This window comes from Malaciobacter canalis, from assembly GCF_008000835.1.
In the GTDB taxonomy this organism is placed as follows: domain Bacteria; phylum Campylobacterota; class Campylobacteria; order Campylobacterales; family Arcobacteraceae; genus Malaciobacter; species Malaciobacter canalis.
In genome coordinates this window covers 799,410-819,518 of record NZ_CP042812.1, presented here as the reverse complement: position 1 = coordinate 819,518, position 20,109 = coordinate 799,410, and the positions used below count along the sequence as shown (strand labels likewise).

At 27.2% G+C, this 20,109-nt stretch carries 21 protein-coding genes; 13 read left to right on the top strand and 8 right to left on the bottom strand.

Annotation, left to right across the window (positions count from 1 at the left end; all coding sequences use genetic code 11):
• Positions 1-235 precede the first annotated feature (235 nt).
• From ACAN_RS04045 to ACAN_RS13955, 10 genes are all read left to right on the top strand, one after another.
• Positions 236-1,045 carry a transporter substrate-binding domain-containing protein gene (locus tag ACAN_RS04045; RefSeq protein WP_099335073.1) on the top strand — a complete coding sequence of 270 codons (810 nt, stop codon included), beginning with the start codon at positions 236-238 and terminating at the stop codon, positions 1,043-1,045.
• A gap of 132 nt (positions 1,046-1,177) precedes the next feature.
• Positions 1,178-1,843 (top strand): amino acid ABC transporter permease, encoded by a 666-nt coding sequence (locus ACAN_RS04040; RefSeq protein ID WP_099335074.1) that lies wholly within the window; start codon positions 1,178-1,180, stop codon positions 1,841-1,843.
• Positions 1,844-1,924: 81 nt separating this feature from the next.
• Complete coding sequence (gene sufB / locus ACAN_RS04035; RefSeq protein ID WP_099335075.1) at positions 1,925-3,358, top strand: Fe-S cluster assembly protein SufB; 1,434 nt, start codon at positions 1,925-1,927, stop codon at positions 3,356-3,358.
• 16 nt (positions 3,359-3,374) lie between these two features.
• Positions 3,375-4,130, top strand: a complete 756-nt coding sequence (gene sufC, locus ACAN_RS04030) for a Fe-S cluster assembly ATPase SufC (protein WP_079578751.1) — start codon at positions 3,375-3,377, stop codon at positions 4,128-4,130.
• Positions 4,117-5,241: a SufD family Fe-S cluster assembly protein gene (locus ACAN_RS04025; RefSeq protein ID WP_099335076.1), complete on the top strand. Its 1,125-nt coding sequence runs from the start codon at positions 4,117-4,119 to the stop codon at positions 5,239-5,241. The genes sufC and ACAN_RS04025 overlap by 14 nt, the downstream gene beginning before the upstream one ends.
• Complete coding sequence (locus ACAN_RS04020; RefSeq protein ID WP_099335077.1) at positions 5,234-6,418, top strand: aminotransferase class V-fold PLP-dependent enzyme; 1,185 nt, start codon at positions 5,234-5,236, stop codon at positions 6,416-6,418. Before ACAN_RS04025 ends, ACAN_RS04020 begins: the two co-directional genes overlap by 8 nt.
• 1 nt (position 6,419) lies before the next feature.
• Complete coding sequence (locus ACAN_RS04015; protein ID WP_228150662.1) at positions 6,420-6,827, top strand: SufE family protein; 408 nt, start codon at positions 6,420-6,422, stop codon at positions 6,825-6,827.
• A gap of 9 nt (positions 6,828-6,836) precedes the next feature.
• A complete protein-coding gene (locus ACAN_RS04010) occupies positions 6,837-7,187 on the top strand; it encodes a metal-sulfur cluster assembly factor (RefSeq protein ID WP_099335079.1) in 351 nt (116 codons plus the stop codon).
• A gap of 63 nt (positions 7,188-7,250) precedes the next feature.
• Complete coding sequence (locus tag ACAN_RS04005; protein ID WP_099335080.1) at positions 7,251-7,520, top strand: hypothetical protein; 270 nt, start codon at positions 7,251-7,253, stop codon at positions 7,518-7,520.
• Positions 7,521-7,543: 23 nt separating this feature from the next.
• Positions 7,544-7,696, top strand: coding sequence for a hypothetical protein (locus ACAN_RS13955; RefSeq protein ID WP_165773076.1), 153 nt, complete (start codon positions 7,544-7,546; stop codon positions 7,694-7,696).
• 70 nt (positions 7,697-7,766) lie between these two features.
• Here ACAN_RS13955 and ACAN_RS04000 read toward each other — a convergent pair whose 3' ends face one another.
• From ACAN_RS04000 to ACAN_RS13950, 5 genes are all read right to left on the bottom strand, one after another.
• Positions 7,767-9,014 carry a TolC family protein gene (locus ACAN_RS04000; protein WP_099335081.1) on the bottom strand — a complete coding sequence of 416 codons (1,248 nt, stop codon included), beginning with the start codon at positions 9,012-9,014 and terminating at the stop codon, positions 7,767-7,769.
• A gap of 9 nt (positions 9,015-9,023) precedes the next feature.
• Positions 9,024-12,149, bottom strand: coding sequence for an efflux RND transporter permease subunit (locus tag ACAN_RS03995; protein WP_099335082.1), 3,126 nt, complete (start codon positions 12,147-12,149; stop codon positions 9,024-9,026).
• 8 nt (positions 12,150-12,157) lie between these two features.
• Positions 12,158-13,198: an efflux RND transporter periplasmic adaptor subunit gene (locus ACAN_RS03990; protein ID WP_165773077.1), complete on the bottom strand. Its 1,041-nt coding sequence runs from the start codon at positions 13,196-13,198 to the stop codon at positions 12,158-12,160.
• A gap of 28 nt (positions 13,199-13,226) precedes the next feature.
• The gene (locus ACAN_RS03985) at positions 13,227-13,829 is read right to left on the bottom strand and encodes a TetR/AcrR family transcriptional regulator (RefSeq protein ID WP_165773078.1); all 603 of its coding nucleotides are present in this window, start codon (positions 13,827-13,829) and stop codon (positions 13,227-13,229) included.
• A 224-nt stretch (positions 13,830-14,053) separates the two neighbouring features.
• The gene (locus tag ACAN_RS13950; RefSeq protein WP_165375110.1) at positions 14,054-14,212 is read right to left on the bottom strand and encodes a hypothetical protein; all 159 of its coding nucleotides are present in this window, start codon (positions 14,210-14,212) and stop codon (positions 14,054-14,056) included.
• 241 nt (positions 14,213-14,453) lie between these two features.
• On the opposite strand from ACAN_RS13950, the gene ACAN_RS03980 reads away from it, so the two are divergent.
• Positions 14,454-14,849 (top strand): DoxX family protein, encoded by a 396-nt coding sequence (locus ACAN_RS03980; RefSeq protein WP_099335085.1) that lies wholly within the window; start codon positions 14,454-14,456, stop codon positions 14,847-14,849.
• 14 nt (positions 14,850-14,863) lie between these two features.
• Here the strand turns inward: ACAN_RS03980 and ACAN_RS03975 are convergent, their stop codons facing one another.
• The 3 genes from ACAN_RS03975 to ACAN_RS03965 form a co-directional block, all read right to left on the bottom strand.
• A complete protein-coding gene (locus tag ACAN_RS03975; RefSeq protein WP_099335086.1) occupies positions 14,864-15,334 on the bottom strand; it encodes a MarR family winged helix-turn-helix transcriptional regulator in 471 nt (156 codons plus the stop codon).
• 10 nt (positions 15,335-15,344) lie between these two features.
• A complete protein-coding gene (locus ACAN_RS03970) occupies positions 15,345-15,569 on the bottom strand; it encodes a DUF2798 domain-containing protein (protein WP_099335087.1) in 225 nt (74 codons plus the stop codon).
• A gap of 64 nt (positions 15,570-15,633) precedes the next feature.
• The gene (locus ACAN_RS03965; RefSeq protein WP_099335088.1) at positions 15,634-17,094 is read right to left on the bottom strand and encodes a protein adenylyltransferase SelO; all 1,461 of its coding nucleotides are present in this window, start codon (positions 17,092-17,094) and stop codon (positions 15,634-15,636) included.
• A 130-nt stretch (positions 17,095-17,224) separates the two neighbouring features.
• On the opposite strand from ACAN_RS03965, the gene mnmL reads away from it, so the two are divergent.
• Together mnmL and ACAN_RS03955 are read left to right on the top strand one after the other, a co-directional pair.
• Positions 17,225-18,883, top strand: coding sequence for a tRNA modification radical SAM protein MnmL/YtqA (mnmL, locus tag ACAN_RS03960; protein WP_099335089.1), 1,659 nt, complete (start codon positions 17,225-17,227; stop codon positions 18,881-18,883).
• Positions 18,884-18,957: 74 nt separating this feature from the next.
• Positions 18,958-20,109 (top strand): trans-sulfuration enzyme family protein, encoded by a 1,152-nt coding sequence (locus ACAN_RS03955; protein WP_099335090.1) that lies wholly within the window; start codon positions 18,958-18,960, stop codon positions 20,107-20,109.

Here is a 20,109-nt window from a genome sequence, read left to right as displayed (position 1 = left end):
TACCATTTATTTTTTTGTATTCTATTGAAAATCGGATAAAATTTGTCTTAATTAAATAACTTAAACTTTGTTATTTACTAAAAGTAACAAATTTTTAAAATAATATTTTATCTTTAATATTATTTATATTCACTTTGACAAGATAATTGAAGAAATTAATCTTTAGAGTTGATAGAGTTTTTACTAATAAATAGATATTATAAATTAAAATTTTTTTTACACACGAAGGATTAAAATGAAAAAGTTAGTTTTATTATTATTATCAGCTACTTTTCTTTTATTATTTTCAGGATGTTCTGATTCAAATAATGAAAAAAAAGAAGAAAATAAGATATTAAAAGTTGGAATGGAATTAGCATATCCTCCATTTGAAATGAGTGACAAAGATGGAAACCCAACAGGTGTTTCTGTGGATTTTGCAAAAATGATTGCAAGATCAATGAATAAAGAATTAAAAATAGAGAATATTGCTTGGGATGGTCTTATTCCATCACTTAAAACAGGAAAAGTTGATATGATTATTTCTTCTATGACTATTACAAAAGAGAGAGAAAAATCAATTAATTTTTCAATTCCTTATGCAAAATCTGCATTAGCAATACTTGCAAATAAGCAATCAGGAGTAAAAAGTATTGATGATTTAGACCAAATAGGTAAAACTGTTGCAGTTAAAAAAGGTTCAACTGGTCATGTTTATGCACAAAAACATTTAAAAAATGCAAATGTTTTAGTTTTTGATAAAGAAAATGCTTGTGTTTTAGAAGTTGTTCAAGGAAAAGCTGATGGATTTTTATATGATCAATTAACAATATATAGAAACAACATGAAACACAAAGATACAACTGTTGCACTTTTAAAACCTTTTCAAAAAGATTTTGAGTATTGGGGAGTTGCTTTAAGAAAAGATGATACTAAACTAAAATCACAAGTTGATGAGTTTATAAAAAAAGCAAAAGATGATGGAACATTTGATGATTTTGCTTATAAATATTTAGAAGATGCAAAAAAAACATTTGATAAATTAAATATATCTTTTTTCTTTTAGGAGTTAACTATCAAATTCAAAGATTATTTTATAAATGAACTTTCACATAATAAGCAAGACTCTTTAAGTAAAAGGGTCTATGCTTTTAATCTAGCAATTTTAACAATCACTGTTTTTGCTATTTTATATTTTATGTTTTCAAATGTAAGTTATGATTTTGCTTGGGATAGTGTTTTTGAATATAGGCAAAAGTTTATTGATGGTTTTTTTATGACTATTCTTATTTCTATATTTGCATTGATTTTAAGTCTGATTATAGGTTTATTTTTTGCTTATGCTCAAAACTCTAAACTAATTTTTCTAAGATTTTTTGCGAGATTTTATATAGAAATAATTAGAGGAACTCCCCTACTTGTTCAAATATTAATATTTTTTTATGTTTTTGCTAATAACCTTGGATTTGATAATAGATATATAGTTGGTATTTTTATACTTGCTATTTTTGCTGGGGCTTATGTGTGCGAGATAATTCGTGCAGCTATTGAATCAATTGAGCTTGAACAATATGAAACAAGCATAAGTTTAGGAATGAGTAACTATCAAATGTATAGATATATAATCTTTCCACAAGCTTTTAAAAGAATGCTTCCAGCTTTAACTGGTCAATTTGCTACAATTATAAAAGACTCTTCATTATTATCAATTATATCAATTTCTGAATTTACAATGAATGCACAAGAAGTAAATGCTTATACATATTCTACACTAGAAAGTTATATTCCTCTAGCAATTGGGTACTTACTACTTACTTATCCCATATCATTTTATACTAATCGACTTGAAAAAAGTATCAAATAACAAATTAATATCTTTACAAGAACATATAATTATGCTACAATTTCCTAAATAAGACAATTAATGTCCTATTTAGGAGTTTTTATGAAAAATGAGACAATAAATAACGTTATACAAAATGATTATAGCCTTGGGTTTGAGACAATTGTAAACTCAGATACTTTTCCAAAAGGCTTAAATGAAGATGTAATAAAAGCAATATCTGCTAAAAAAGAAGAGCCTCAATGGCTACTTGATTTTAGACTTAAAGCTTATAAAAAATGGCTTACTATGGAAGAGCCAAATTGGGCAAAATTAGGTTATGATAAAGTTGATTATCAAGATATATCATACTTTTCTGCACCTAAAAAACCAATTGGTTCATTAGATGAAGTAGATCCAGAAATTTTAAAAACATATGAAAAATTAGGTATTCCCCTAGAAGAGCAAAAAAAACTTGCAGGAGTTGCAGTTGATGCTGTATTTGATTCAGTATCTGTTAAAACTACATTTCAAAAAGAGCTTGAAGAGTTAGGAATAATATTTTGTTCAATAAGTGAAGCTGCAAACAAATATCCAGATTTATTAAAAAAATATTTAGCTTCAGTTGTTCCATATAGTGATAACTATTTTGCAACATTAAATTGTGCTGTTTTTACAGATGGAAGTTTTGTTTATATTCCAAAAAATACTAAATGTCCAATGGAGTTATCAACATATTTTAGAATCAATGCTTTAAACACAGGACAGTTTGAAAGAACACTTATTATTGCAGAAGAAGGAAGTTATGTATCTTATAATGAGGGTTGTTCAGCACCTATTAGAGATGATAGCCAACTTCATGCAGCAGTAGTTGAATTAGTAGCATTAAAAGATGCACATATAAAATACTCTACAATTCAAAACTGGTATCCAGGGGATAAAAATGGTAAAGGTGGAATTTTAAACTTTGTTACAAAAAGAGGTATTTGTAAAGGTGATAATTCAAAAATATCTTGGACGCAAGTTGAAACAGGCTCACTTGTAACATGGAAATATCCATCATGTATTTTAAAAGGAAATAATAGTAGTGGAGAGTTTTACTCAGTTGCACTTACTTCACTTGCTCAGCAAGCTGATACTGGTACAAAAATGATTCACATAGGTGAAAATACTAAATCAACAATTATTTCAAAAGGTATTTCTGCATTAAATGGCTCAAATGCTTATAGAGGTTTGGTAAAAGTTGCAAAAAGTGCAAAAAATGCAAGAAATATTTCTGCTTGTGATTCACTATTAATTGGCTCAAACTGTTCAGCACATACATATCCATATCAAGATATAAAAAATTCAAGTGCTAAAATTGAGCATGAAGCAACAACTTCAAAAATTTCTGATGAACAACTATTTTATATAAGACAAAGAGGAATTAGTGAAGAAAATGCGGTATCATTAATAGTAAATGGTTTTTGTAAAGATGTATTAGAAGAGTTACCAATGGAGTTCGCAGTTGAAGCAAAAGCGCTTCTTGATGTATCACTAGAGGGTAGTGTTGGTTAAAAAAAGAGGTAAAAAAATGTTAAGTATAAAAAATTTAGATGTAAGTATAGCAAACAAAGAGATTTTAAAAGATTTCAATTTAGAGATAAATGAAGGTGAAGTTCATGTTATCATGGGTACAAATGGTGTAGGAAAATCTACACTTGTTAAAGCTTTAAGTGATCACTATGATTGTGAAGTAACAAAAGGTGAAGTAACTTTTAAAGGTAAAGATTTACTAGAACTTGATGCAAGCCAAAGAGCAAATGAGGGTTTATTTATGAGCTTTCAAAATCCTGTTGAAGTTCATGGCGTAAATAATATGTATTTTTTAAAAAGTGCAGTAAATGAAAAAAGAGCTTATAAAAACGAAGAAGAAGTAAATTCTGCACAATTTTTAAAAGAAGTAAAAGATATTATAAAAAAATACAACATAAATAATGAAGTTATAAAAAGAAATGTAAATGAAGGTTTTAGTGGTGGAGAAAAAAAGAAAAATGAAATGCTTCAACTTTTAGTATTAAAACCTGATTTAATTATGTTAGATGAGATAGATTCAGGACTTGATATTGATGCAATAAAACTTGTAGCAAATGCTGTCAATTCTATGCTTGATGGTAAGCGTTCAGTTTTGATGATTACGCATTATGATAGATTATTAGAGTTAATAAAACCTGATTTTGTACATATTATAAAAGATGGAAAAATTGCAAAATCAGGAGATTATAATCTTGCTTTAGAACTTCAAAAAAGAGGTTTTGAGGGATTAGGAGAGGATAATGAAAGTAGTTGAGATAGAAAACTTAAATCTTGATATTTTACCAACTAAAAAAGTAGAAGAGTTCAGAAGCTTTAATATCTATCCTATTTTTGAGAAAGATTTAGATTTTGATATTGAAAAAGATTTAGATTTAAATCAATATTCATACTTAAAAGATGAACATTTTTATAATATCTTTTTAGTAAATAATGAATTGGTTTTTGAAAACGAATTAAATAAATTTTTAGAAGTATCTTATGAAAAATTTGAAGATAGTGTAAATAAATTATATACTTTAAATAGTTATATAAATAAAGAAGCTTTAAATCTAACTATTAATGAAAAACTTGACAAACCTTTAAATATAATTTCAATTTTTCAAGGTAATAATAAATTTTTCACAAACTCTTTAAATATAAACATAAAAGCAAATGTAGATATTTTAGAGACTTTTCACAATGACTTATCAAAAGATTTTTTAATAAGTGCAAATAGAAAATATACAGTTTTAGAAGATGTAAAAGCAAATATTGCAAAGGTTCAAACTTTACAAAATGGAAATATTATTACAAACTATAAAACTGATTTAAAAAGTAATGCAATACTTAATCTTGTAAACTTAGAGTATAAAGCAGATCTTGCTTTAAATATCTTTGATAGTAAATTAGAAAATGAGAATGCAATTTTAAATATTGATGGAATTGTAAAAAATAAAGCAAAACAAAGAAGTGGTAATATTGCTTTTATTGAACATATTGCAAAAAGCACAACAAGTGATATTAAAATAAAACATCTTTTAGATGAGAGTGCCCATTGTCTTTTTGATATAAGTTCAACTGTTCAAAACAGTGCACTTTATTCAAAAGCTTTTCAAAATAGCCAAACTATTATTTTAAGTGATGATGCAAAAATAAATGCAAATCCAAGACTTCAAATTTATATTGATGAATTAGAAGCAGCACATGGTGCAAGTTGTGGTACTTTAAATGAAGATGAATTATACTATTTATGCTCAAGAGGTATAAGTAAAGCAAAAGCAAGAGAGATGATTATTGACTCTATTGAACTACAAGTTATTAGAGAAATTGAACTAAAAGCTATTAGAAGATATATCAAAAATCTAAAAAGGATAAATCATGTATAAAAAAGATTTTCCTTTTTTTAAAAATAGTAGTGTAGTATATCTTGATAATGCAGCAACAACACAAAAACCAAAAGAAGTTGTTGATAAAGTAGTTGATTATTATACAAACTTTTGTTCAAATACCCATAGAAGTAACCATGGGGGTGCAAATAAAGCCACAAAAGAGTTTGAAGCAACAAGAGACACACTAAAAGATTTTATAAATGCACCTCAATCAAAACAAATAATTTTTACAAAAGGTGTAACTGAGTCTTTAAATATGATAGCTTCAACTTTTGCAAAAGAGTTTGAAACTATTATTATCTCTTCATTGGAACATCACTCAAATATTACTCCTTGGCATATGCAAGGAAGAACTTTACATAAAGGACTTGAAGTTGTAAATGTAAAAGATAATTTAGAGTTTGATTTTGAACACTTTGAAGAGCTTTTAAAAAATAATCCAAACTCTTTTGTAAGCATAACTCATGTTTCTAATGCATTTGGTGTTATACATGACATAAAAAAAATTGCACAACTAACACACAAATACAATAGCTACTTACTAGTAGATGCAGCGCAAAGCTTGGCTCACTTTGAGGTTGATGTTCAAGATTTAGATGTGGATTTTTATGCTATGTCTTCACATAAAACATTTGGACCAACAGGAGTTGGAGCTTTATATATAAAAGAGAACCTACTTGAAAAACTTCCTGTTTATCAAACAGGAGGAGCTACAATTAATGATGTAAGTTTTGAAAGAAGTATTATGCTAGATGCTCCATATAAATATGAAGCAGGAACTCAAAATATTGCAGGAGTAATTGGCTTTAAAAAAGCACTAGATTACTTAAATAAAATCACACTAAAAGAAGTTTACAAACTTGAGCATGAATTATGCACTTATTTATATACTCAATTAAAAAAAGTTGAAAATATCATCTTATATAATGATACTAAAAATTCAACGGGAAGTAGAAGTTTTAATATAAAAAATTTAAATAGTGAAGATATTGGTATTTTACTTGACAAAATGCATATAGCAGTAAGAGCTGGTCACCATTGTGCTCAACCTATTATGAAAAAATTAAATATTGATGGTACAATAAGAGTAAGTATTGCTTTTTATAATACAAAAGAAGATATTGATATCTTTATAAAAGGTTTAAAAAAAGCGATTTTAATGCTAAAGGATTAAGATGGTTGAAAATAAAATTGATGAGATAAAAGATGATTTAGAACTTTTTGATGATGATTTACAAAAATATGAATATATAATTGATTTAGGTAAAAGTTTAGAACCACTTGAAGAAAAACATAAAAAAGATGAAAATTTAGTACAAGGCTGTACTTCAAAAGTTTGGTTAATATGTGAAAAAAAAGATGATGTTTTAGTATTTAAAGCTGACTCAAATGCAGCAATTGTAAAAGGTTTAGTAAAAATATTATTATCAATCTTTTCAGGAATGAAACCTCATGAGATTAAAGATTTTGATACACAAGTTTTACAGAAACTAAATCTTCAAGAGATTATTACACCAAATAGACAAAGCGGTGTACAAGGTATGATAAAAAGAATAAAAGAGTATGCAAACGCCTTTGCATAAGGAGAAAATATGAGTAATTTTACAAAAGAACAAATAGAAGATGTAGAGAAAAAAATAATATTTAATTTAAAACAAGTATATGATCCAGAGATTCCAGTAAATATTTATGATTTGGGTTTAATTTATAAAATAGAAATAGAAGAAAAAGAGCCATATTTACATGCAACTGTTACTATGACTCTTACAAGTCCTGCTTGTCCTGTTGCTGATTCTTTAATTGATCAAGTAAAGTATGTAACACAAGCAGTTGATTTAGTAGATGAGGCTTATGTTCATTTGGTATTTGATCCACCATGGGATAAAGAGATTATTTCAGAAGAAGGTAAAGATTATCTTATGATGAATGGAACGATTATTTAAACTATTATGCTTCTTTAAAAAAGATTATGAGATAATGACAAATAATTCAAAAAAAGAAGCATGATGGCAAAAAATAAGAAAAAAAGTAGTTCAGCATTTACAATTACAGTAGTTATAATAGTAATATTTTTTATACTAATAGCTTTTAAAGAAGCAATGGGAATTGGTGATAGTATATTTTCTCCTAATACAAAAAATTCAAAATCTGTAAATGAGCATATTCCACCAAAATTAAGATGGGAAAAATCATTTAGATTTGGAGATGATGAAGAAAAAGGAAAAGGTGGAGGAAACTTTTTACAATACCAAACAGACAAAAATAAAAATAAATAAAACCAATTAAAAAGGGGGATTACATGGAACTTCTTTATACAATTTTCATGGTAATTATTTTTATTGTTGCAATAATGCTAAGTTATAAAACTTTTCAATATACAAAAACTATGTGGAAATTTAAAAATAGAAAAAAAGATGGTAGTGAAGACAAAGATTTTAAATACTTTGATTAAAACTATTTAATTTACAAAGTTTTCCATATTACTTCATTTAGAAGATTTTATGAAAAACTTTGAAATTATTCTATTTTAAACTTTGTTCAAAAACTCTATCAAGCTTTGCTACTGCTAAAAACTTATCATAATATGCTTGGAAGAACTTCTGCTTTGCATTTGTAAGTAAGTAGTTTGCATCTGTTAAATCTGTTGGTTTAACAATACCCTCAGAATACTTATCATTTACAATTTTATAGTTTTCTTTTGCTTGCACTAATGCAAGTTTTGCACTATCATAATTTAAAAGTGCAACTTCTAAATCACTTTTTGCTTTTTGATATTGTAGTTTTATATCAAGTTTTGTTTTTTGTAGTTGCTCTTTTAATTGTCTCATTTTAAGTCTATTTATATCAATAGTTGAATATTTTATTCCACCATCATATAAATTCCATTTCAATTGAACTTGAGCTACTTTTTGATCATCTGGTTCTAAATCTTTTGGCATAGAGTCATCACCATATTTATTATAAGATAATGAAGCATCAATTGATGGTAAAAAATCACCTTTTGTTGAATCAACCTTTGAATCTATACTTTTAATACTCATTTTCAAAGCTTTAATTTCACTTCTATTATCCAAAAATTCAACTTTATAAGAATTTTTTTCAATAGCTATATTATCATCTAACTCTTCAATTGTTTGCTTTTGCAAATCAATTCCACCTAAAATATTACTCAACTCATATCTTGCAATTTTTAAATCACTTATTGCTCTTGTAAGATTTTGTTTTGCATCTAACATCTTTACTTGAATATCAAGCAAATCATTTTTTGCAATTAATCCTTGTTCAAATCTATTTTTTGAGTCTTCATATTGCTTTTTAAATAGTTTATAAGCAACTTCATATGTATCTTTATTTTTTCTTTTATTTAAAAACTCAATATATGCTGTTTTTGTATTATAAACAATATCTTCTTTAAAGGCAAAAAGAGTCAAATTACTTGCTTTTGCACTATATTTTGCACTTTTTACAAGATTATAATCTGAAAAACCATTAAATAAATTATAAGATAAAACTGCACTTGCACTTGAGTCTCTTTTTAAACTTTCATCTCTTGCTTTACTTCTATCTGTGTAAGCATAAGACAAATCAAGTTTTGGTTTAAAACCTGATTTGTTTAATTCTATATTCTCTTTTGCTTCATCATACTCATAATATTTTTGTTTTAATTCATTATTATTTTTTAATGCAAGATTTACTGCACTATTTATATCTAAAGCATTTGCATTTACTATAAATAGTGTACTTAATAATACTATACTTCTTTTTATCATGCTATTTCCTTACGCTTTACTAACATCAACAGGAGCTTTTACATTTTTTACTTTTTGTTCTAATTTAATAAAAAACATTAAAAGTGCAGGTGTAATAAATATAGTAAATATAGTAGATAATGCTAATCCACCAGTAATTACTGATCCTAAACCTCTATAAAATTCACTTCCTGGACCTGGAATTAATACAAGTGGTAACATACCAAAAATTGATGTTAATGAACTCATATAAATTGGTCTAATTCTAGTTCTAGTTGCTTCAATAACTGCTTTTTTATGCTCAAAACCATGATTTCTTATTAGATTTAAACTTTGGTGAACAATTAAAATCGCATTATTTACAACAATACCTACAAGAATAATAAATCCAAGCATTGTAAGTACATCAAGAGGCTGTGGTGCAATAAAGGCATTTGTCATTGCAAGACCTATGAACCCTCCAGCTGTTGCAAGTGGTACTGTAAACATAATTACGATTGGATATAAAAAGTTTCCAAATAGTGCTGACATTAATAAATAAATAATTACTAAGGCTAAAATAAAATTAATACTTAACATATCAATTGTTTGTGATAATTTATCTGCTGTACCACTAATATTTACTTCAACATTTTTTGAAACTTTACCTTCACTTTTTATTTTATCAATTGAACCTTTTAAAATTCCCATTGCTTCTTCAATTGTCATTCCAGGAGGTGGAGTGATTTGTAAAGTAATAGTTCTTTTACCATCTAAGTGTCTTATTTCACTAATACCTGCTGTACTTTGTGAAGTTGCTAGTGAACTTAAAGGAACAATTGAACTATTTGGTAATACAACTTGTGCATTTAAAATATCTTGTGGTGTTTTTATTTGGCTATCTTTTGCTTTTACAACTAAATCAATTTTTTTCTTACCATCTTGCTCAAAATCACCTATAATTTTACCATCCATATAAACATCAGCTATTACACCTAAATCATTTGCACTCATATTTAAAGAACGCAATGCATCTTGGTTTGGATGCAATCTAAACTCTGGATAAAGTAACTCAATTGATGGTACAGGTCTAACTTGAGCACCTTTAATGATTTGATTTGCTGCTAAGAATAACTGTGTCCCAACACCTGCAATCTCTTGTATACTCTCTCCACTAATATCAATATTTATATTGTTACCCTCACCAACACCACTTTCAAAAACACCACTTTGAATTGTTACTCCATAAGTTGATGGAAGTGAATTTACAATAGGTCTAAAAAAAGGTATTAACTCTTTTGCTCTTGATTCATGCATTGAAGTTCCACCAAAAAGGTTAAAATCTCCAAAAGATACAAAGAAAGCTCTATTAATACCAGGGTAACCATCTTTATCTTTATTAAAGTTTGGTTCGACTTGTTTCATTAAATATGCACCCATATCATATCTTTCTTGATAAGATAATCCTGGAGGTGGAATTAAGATATTAAAAATCAAGTTTTTATTTCCTTGAGGAAGGTAATCCATCTTTGGAAATAATAAGAAAATAATACTTAAAGATGAAATACCTAAAATCAGTATTGTCATAACTTTTGTAAAGGTATTTTTTAAAGATAAGTGTACAACACTCATAAATTTCTTTACAATACTATCACCTAATTTTGTAAGAGAACTTTTCCCTCTTGGCTCTTTTCCACTTATACTTGCAAACTTTTTCCAAAGCATTGGAATAACTGCAATTGATACAAAAAGTGAAAATGAAACTGCTGATGTTACAGCAATTGCTATATCTTTAAATAATTGCCCTGCTTCATCTTCAAGAAAAATAATTGGTAAAAACACTGCCATAGTTGTAGATGCACTTGCAATTAAGGCTCCCCAAACTTCTTTTGCACCAACATATGCAGCTTCTGGGATACTCATACCCTCTTTTCTATGCCTATCAATATTCTCTAAAACAACAATCGCACTATCAACTAACATACCAACCGCAAATGAAATCCCTGCTAAAGAGATAGTATTTAAACTTCTTCCTAGTAAATCAAGTACAATAAATGTACCAATAACAGAAATAGGAATTGCAATAGATACAACAGCTGTTGGTGAAATTGCTCTTAAAAATAGTATTAAAATAAAAATCGCTAAAGCACCACCAATCATGATATTTTGTTGTACTAAATCAACAGAGCCAACAATGTAACTTCTTTGGTCATAAATCCATTTTATTTTTAAACCTTTTGGTTTTAAAACTTTTTCATTTAATTCATTTACAACAGCTTCAACTTCGTTTGTAAGTTTTACAGTATTTACCTCAGAGTTTGGTTGAACCCCTAAAAAAATACCATCTTTACCCATAAACATCGCAACACCACTTGCTGTTTCATATCCAAAATCAACAGTTGCTACATCAGATACTAAAACTCTTTGATCTCTATTTGAAACTAACACTACATTTTCAATATCTTTTGTAGTTGCAAATTTATTTACAGTTCTAATTCTGTAAGCTCTTCTTCCCATATTTTGAACACCAGCAGATACATCAACATTTTCATTTCTTAAAATATCAATAACTTGATTAACTGTTAAGTTATAAGCAGCAAGCTTATTAATATCAAAGTTTACTTGCATTTGCTGTTCACGACCACCGCCGCCCATTGTTCCAGCAACTCCATTAACTCTTTTAATTACTGGTTTTATTTCATCTTCAAAATATGTTTTATACTCATCAATATGTCTATCATTACCCTCAAGTGTTTGAAGCATCATCCAAATAACTGGACTTGCTGTTGCTGTTTCTATTACAGGCTCATCAACATTATCAGGATAAGAACTTACCTCATCAAGCTTATTTGATACATCTTGAAGGGCTGATCTTAAATCAGTTCCTAACTTAAAAGTTAAAGTAATCTCACCATAATCATCATTTGCTGATGATTCATACTCTATTAGATTATTTAAACTTTTAAGTACATCTTCTTGTTCTTCAATAACTTCTCGTTCTATTTCATAAGGAGTGGCACCTGGCCATGTCGTTGTGATTTTTATCTCTGGTTTTGTAACATTGGGAGTAAGTTGATATGGTAAGCCCTTTAATGACAAAATACCAAACATTACAACAATTAAAACAGAAACGATTATTGTTACTGGATTTTTAATTGAAAACTTAATTAAATCCATTCATTTTCCTATTTATTTAAAACTTTTACTGGTTGTTTTGGGAAAACTCTCTCATTTCCTTTTACAACTATTTTCATACCTTCTTGTAAACCTTGTGCTTTAATACCAGCTTTTAATCCATCGAAACCAATAATTTGTACTGGAATCATATTTGCAATTGACTCTTCATTTATTGCAAAAATTACATCTTGACCAAATCTTTTAATAACAGCATCTCTGTTTATAATTAAAGCATCTTTTTTAATCTCTTTTGCAAGTTTTATTTTTGCTTGTGCTCCATCAAAAATAAATTTATCTTTTACAACTGCTTTAAATCTAACAGGAAATGTTCTTGTTAATTTATCCCCACTTGGAATTGCAGCATAAAGTTTTGCATCAACATTCATATTTGGTAATACAATTTTATATGTTTTTGTTTTACTTAATTCATCTACATAACCAAGTGGTAAATTAAACATCATTTCTATATTGTTTGTATTTACAATATTTGCAATTTTTGAACCACTATTAACCCACTCATTTAAATTTATCTCTTTTGAAACAATTACTCCATCATATGGAGCTTTAACAAGTTTTTTATTTTTTTGTATTTTTAACTCTTGAAGTTTTGCTTCTGATGAAATTAATTTTTGTTTTGCCAATTCATATGCTAATTGCATATCATCAAAAGTTTTTTGGGCAATTGATTTTTTTTGTACAAGTGCCAAATATCTATTGTAATCATTTTTTGAATTTTTCAATTCAACTTTTGCTGTATTTACAGCAGCTTGTGCAGATTTAATTTGTGCATCTAAAATTGATGAATCTATTTTAAGTAATGTTTCACCTTTTTTTACTTTTTTACCAACTTCAAAATATATCTTTTCTACAAGCCCATTTGTTTCACTAGCAAGAACTGAACTATTTTCAAACTTTACAGTTCCTGTAAACTCTGTTAATGGATTTATTTTTCCTTTTTCTAAAGAAGCTACATTTACCAATGCAGGTCCACCTTTTGCAAACAGTGAACAACTAATCACTGCTAATACTAATAAAACTTTTTTAATCACTTTGTCCCCTTTAAAGTAGTGCAATACTTTAATCTTTTTTTATTTCTACTAATTCAAAAAGACTATCTATAAACTTTTTACAAAGTACTTTAATATCCGCATCATTTTGAGTCATCTTTGTAATAGAAAGTCCTCTTTCATAAACCATAATTACTTCAACTAAATCAATAGCTTCATTTTTTAGCTCACCTTTATTGATACCTTCTTGTAAAATCTTAGTTAATTGTACTTGAAAAAATGAACTACAGCTACAGTTAAAATTTAACATTTGCTCATTTTCTTCGCTTAATACTATTGATAAATACTCTTTAAATCCATCAAAGTGCTTCATATTCTCTTCACTATCATCAATAGCAAATTTAAAAAAATGAAGTACTTTATCTCTTGTAGTTTTCTCTTTTTGAATATTTTTTTCAAACTCTTCATGATATTTATCTATATGAATATTTATTATTTCAAAAATTATATCCTCTTTATTTTCAAAATATTCATAAATTGTACCTTTTCCAATACCTGCTGTTTTTGCAGCTTGCGATACTGTAAGTTTTTTTATCCCTACTTCGTGTATTAAGTCACTACAAGATAGAGCAATTTCTCTTCTTCTTTCTTCTTTATTTACAATTTTTGGCATCAAACCTCCATAATAATAAGCTAATAGTATAGTCATGTTATTTTATGACTGACTGTCGGTCAAGTGGAATTATATAATTTTTATCTTAATAGAAACTTTTATTATCGACTAGTAGTCAATAATAAGAAATTTTTACTTTTTTAATTTATAAAATGTGTTTCTAAAAGTAGTGGAAGTAGTATTGATAGGAGTTTACCCTATCACACTATGAGCAGTTTTTTTGATTATTTGTTTGTTGTAAGTAGTTTATGTTTGTTATTTAATAGATATGATTTAATATCTAATCCAGCTTTTGAACAAGCATCTTGTAAACTCTCTTTTTTCTCTAATAATCTTAGAAGAACTTCTATTTTTTTGTTTGTTTTTATATGCGTAATTGACATATTATTCCTTTTTGTTTGTATTTGTTAATTAGTTTTGTTTAAGTTTTAATATCAACGTGAGAATTAATAAGTGCATAAACAGATGAATATTCATCCTAAAGTTTTCTAGTATACCCAAATAAAATATAAAAAGCAAGGGCTTATGTTTTTAATTTATATAATCTTTTTAAGAATCGTTATTAACTTTTAAGTTCAACTAGTGCATAATAGCTTAGAATGATTATTTATAAAGGTATAAAGTATGAATAGAACTAGTGAATCAGATATTGGGAAGCTTATACTAAGACTTACTGTAGCTATTATGATGTTATTTCATGGCTATGCTAAGATTATTCATGGAGTGGGCTTTGTAGAGAGTATGCTTATAAAAAATAACCTACCAGCTATACTTGCATTTGGTGTTTATATTGGTGAAATATTAGCGCCAATTTTTCTTATTTTTGGATATAAAACTCGATTTAGTGCTTTTATTATTATGTGCACTATGCTAATGGCCGTATATTTAGTACATCCTCATGATATATTTGAAATATCAAAACATGGATCACCTTTGCTTGAAACAATATATTTTTATATATTTACTTGTATTGCAATTATGTTTTTAGGAGCAGGTAGAATAGCAGTTGATTCAAAGTAAAAGTCAAAAGACTTTTACTTTAAACTTTTTATGATTTTTGATAAAGATTTATAAGTTATATTTAACTCTTCAAAATCAAGCACAGAAAAAATATTTTTTTCTAAATGACTAACTTTCGGAAAAAGTTCTAAAACTAAACTTTGTCCTTTTTTAGTGATACTTATAGGTTTGCTTCTTAAATCTTCTAAAAATACCTCTTTTTTTATATAGTGCTTAATTTCTAATCTTTTTATTATTTTTGTAATTCCACCTGATGAGAATTGCAGTTTGTCATACAAATCACTTGGCTTAAATACTTTTTTATCTGCTTCATGTAAAACTATTAGTAAATCTAATTCAGCAAAGCCAATATCATAACTTGATAAAAGTTTTTCAACCTCTTTTTTTAAAAGTTCATTTAAGTTATAAACTTTTGAAGCTATTTTATATATAGGATTTGTTTTAGTGCTATTTTGTTTTTTACTAATACTTGTTTTTGAAGCCATAATATTTCCTTTATTTCTTTATCAAAATATCCACAAGCTTATTTACAAAAGGTGCTACAAAAAACACTGCTGGAAAAGCTATAAAAAATGCTTTAATAAAAGCTGTTATCCATTTGTAAATAAACTCATCAATAAATCCTAAATTCAAAAATGTAATAGCAAAACTCATGATAAAAGTCATAAGCAGTGCCATCAAAAATGAAAATACCAATCGTCTATACTTTGCGTTTATCAATATTCTTCCTTATATTATTATTTATTTTTGAAAGATTCATTAATATCATAAATTTGTTTAATATTTAAGAAGAACAAGATAATTTTAAATTTGCGAACTCTTTTGGAGTTGCTTTTGCATACCTTTGAAAATCTTTATGCTCAGCAAAAGGGTTTTGAGCAATATTTAATAAATCATTTACTAAAGTAAAATCACCCTCTTGAGCTTTTTGTATTGCCTCTTGTAACATATAGTTTTTTATTATATATTTAGGATTAACCTTTTGCATACTTTTACATCTTTGATTTTGAGTTCTTGGATCTAAAAGTAAAACTTGCTTATACTCTTGTAACCACTCTTTCATAGCTAAAGGATAAATACAATTATCTAAAATAGATGAAAAATCATCTAAATTTTCAAGTTGTGATAACTTATAAAAAAATAGATTATAATCTATTTTTGAAGACTCTAATGCTTTTAGTAACCTAATAATCAAATCAAGATTTCTATCTCCACTTAAAGTTATATCAAGACCTAACCTTTTGTTCATAAGTTCTAAATACTCTCTTTCGTGTTGTGAAAAAAATGTTTCTAAATAGTTCTTTAATTTTTCAAAATCAGCAATAATACTTAAACAATCAGCTAAAACAAAAAGATTCCACTTTGCAATATATGGTTGATTGTTATATGAGTATCTTCCTTCTATATCTGTATCATTGCAAATACAATGCTTATCAAAATAGTCCATAAAACTAAAGGGTCCATAATCAATAGTTACACCAGAAACTGACATATTATCAGTATTCATAACTCCATGCATAAAACCATAAGTTTGCCATTTTGCTAAAAGTAATGCTGTTTTATCAACTAACTCATAGAAAAACTTTTCATATTTATTTTCATCATCTTTTAAATGTTTATAATTTTCTAAAATTACAAAATCAGCCAATGCTGTTATATTTTGTTTTGCGTCTTTACTTCTTGCAAAATACTCAAAAGTTCCTATTCTAATCCAAGAATCACTAGCTCTTAAAACAACTGCGCCTTTTTCTGCTTGAAAAGGATTTCTATAAACATTATGGTCTGAACCAATTATTGCTAAAGCTCTTGTTGTTGGAATATTTAGTGCATGCATAGCTTCACTTATAATATACTCTCTTATGCTTGATCTTAAAACTGCTCTTCCATCACCTTGTCTTGAGTAGTTTGTAAGTCCTGAACCTTTTGTTTGTAAATGCCACTTGCCAATACTTCCTAAATTTATAGCCCTTCCATCTCCAAGTTGTGGAACAAAATGTCCAAATTGCTGACCTGCATAAACCATAGAATAAGGCTTTGAACCTTCTAAAACTTTTTTACCATTTAAAAAGTTTATAAACTCATTTGTTTCACACTCACTATAATCAAGACCTATTTCATCACAAAGTTTTTTATTATAAGAGATTAAAAAAGCATCATCTAAAGCAGTTGCATCTAAAAGTTGGTAAAACTTACTATCTACACTATCCAAATATTTTGTTTCTAATTTCAATTCATCTAATTTCATAAAATATCTTTTTTATTTAACACTAGCAAAATAAGATAAAAAATGTCCTATATTAAAACTATTATATAAAAAATTTAATTGAAAAATAACTTTTAATACAAATGTAAATATAATTGCATAAAGGAATTAAATGATACAAGCGCCCTACTTTAGTTTTAAAAATTATATGAAAGAGAACTATACAAATACATTGCACTCAATCCCAATTGATTTAGATCTTGGATGCCCAAATAGAGATACAAATGGAGCTGGTGGTTGTACCTTTTGTCCCTCAAATGGAGCAAGAGCAGCACAAACTCTTGATACAAATAGTGTGCAAGAGCAGATACAAAAAGCTATTACTTTTTCAAAAAATAGATATAAAGCAAAAGATTTTATGCTTTATATTCAAGCTTATACAGGAACTTTCACCTCTGTAATAAATCAAAAAAAAGTATATTCGAAGCTTCTTAGTTTATATAATTTTAAAGCTATAAGTATTGGAACAAGACCTGATTGCTTAAATAAAAAAACATTAGAGTATTTAAAAGAGTTAAATGAACAAATTGATGTTTATATTGATTTAGGAGTTCAAACACTAAATGATACAACTTTAAAAAGAATAAATAGAGGTCATGATGCTAAGTGTAGTATCAAAGCAATAAAAAAGTTAAAAGAGTATGGAATAAAAGTTTTTGCACATATTATTGTAGGACTTGAAAAAGAAACAAGAAAAGGCTGGCTTTACACAGTTAAAGAATTAGTAAAACATGAAGTTGATGGTATAAAAATTCATAATCTTCATATTATTAAAAATACTTTACTTCACAAAGAGTATGAAAAAAACAAGTTTAAAACTTTAGATGAGTATGAATATGCACAAGAATTAATCTACCTTATAAGAAATATTCCTAAAAATATTGCAATAGTTAGAATAAGTACAGATACACCAAGTAGTGATTTACTCTCTCCTATTTGGCATATGCAAAAAGGTCAATTTGTTGAGTATGTAAATCAACAAATGATTTATGCAGGATATACTCAAGGTGATATGATAAGTAAACAAGAAGTATCTTTACAAAAAGAGAACACTTTTAAGTTAAAAGATAAAAGCATAACAGTATGGGATAAGATACACAAAGATTATTATCATCCTAAAAGTGGTGCTTTATTACAAGCAAAAGAGGCTTTTATAAAGCAATCCAAACTAAAAGAAAAATTAGAAAAAAAAGATATAGATTTACTTGATATAGGTTTTGGTATGGGATATAACTCGCTTTGTAGTATCTTTTTAGAAAAGAAACACAAACTAAATATCACAGCAATTGATAAAAATAGAGTAATTATAAAAACAGCTTCAAAACTTATTGAAGATGAGAACTATTCAAAAGTATTAGAAGAGATATTTGAAAAATATAGTTATAAAGATGAGTTTAATAGCTTAAAACTTATAGTTCAAGATGGAAGATTTGCCCTTAAAAACTTAACAAAAAAGTTTGATATTATATATCTTGATAGCTTTTTACATAATCTAAATGCTTCTTTATTAAGCTATGATTTTTTTAAACTTTTAAAAAGTGTACTTAAACCTAATGGAGTTATAGTTTGTTCACAAACAAATCATGTAGTAAAAGTTGCACTTGCAAAAGCAAATTTTATTTATGAAGAGTTTAGCTTAGAAAAAACAGATATAAAAGCTTTAGTGATAAAACATGGACAAAATAGTAGTGATGAGGTATGCTATGAAGATGAATATCTAGTTTATAGAGATAAACAAATCGTTACAAACAAAGAGCAGAAAAGCCTATAAATAGGCTAATATAACTAAATCTAATTTTTTTTATTGTAAAATATTATATATAAGTAAGAAACATAGAGGGAAATATGAATAAAAATATAGAAACAGCATTAAGTCACATAGCAAAGTATGCTCCATTTGAAGATAAAGCAGGAGCTTCACACTTTCCTATTTATAATACTGGAACTTTTGATTTAAAAAAACAAGATGGTAATAAGATTTATGATTATACAAGAAGTGATAACCCAACAAGAGAGATGTTGGAGAATCTTTTTAGTGATGTTGAAGGTGGTGCTGGTTGTGTTTGTACACACACAGGAATAGCATCTGTTGCACTTTTATTTGAAACAGTTTTAAAAGCAAACTCATCAATCTTAGTTGAAGCAGATTGTTATGGTGGAACTTTTAGATTATTAAAAGTATTTAAAGAAAAATATAATATTACAGTTCATTTTGCTAATTTTTTAGACCAAGATAAAGTTGAAAAGATATTAAAAAACAATCAAATAGAGCTTGTACTTTGTGAAAGTCCTACAAATCCAGGTCTTAAAATTATTGATTTAGAACAAATAGCAAATATAGCACATAAATACAATGCACTTTTTGCAGTTGATAACTCACTTGCTACATTTATCTCACAAAGACCTTTAGAGCTTGGAGCTGATTTTAGTCTATTTTCAACTACTAAATATGTATCAGGACATGGAGCTGTTGTTGCTGGTGCTATTGTTGCAAAGACACAAGAATTAGCACAAGAAATTCACTACTATGCAAATGCACATGGAAGAAGTCAAAACCCAATGGATGTATATCTAATAACACTTGGCATCCCTACTTTGAAAATTAGAATGAAAGAGCATGAACAACTATCAATAAAAATTGCAAACTTTTTACAAGAGCAAGATTATATAAAAAAAGTAACTCACCCAGCACTTAAATCACATCCACAATATGAACTTGCGAAGAAGCAAATGCAGTATATTCCAGGTGTTTTTTGTGTTGACTTTGTAAGTGAAGAACTTGCAGAAAAGTTTATTGAAAATACTAAAATTTTTGGAGAAAAATGTTCTTTTGGAAGTCCAGACTCAAGAGTAGAAATACCTGCAAAAATATCCCATGCAAGTTTTTCAAAAGAAGAATTAGCTGCAATTGGAATAAGTGATAGTACAGTTAGATTTTCAATTGGTTTAGAACACATAGATGATTTAATAGAAGATATAAAACAAGCCGTAAAATAA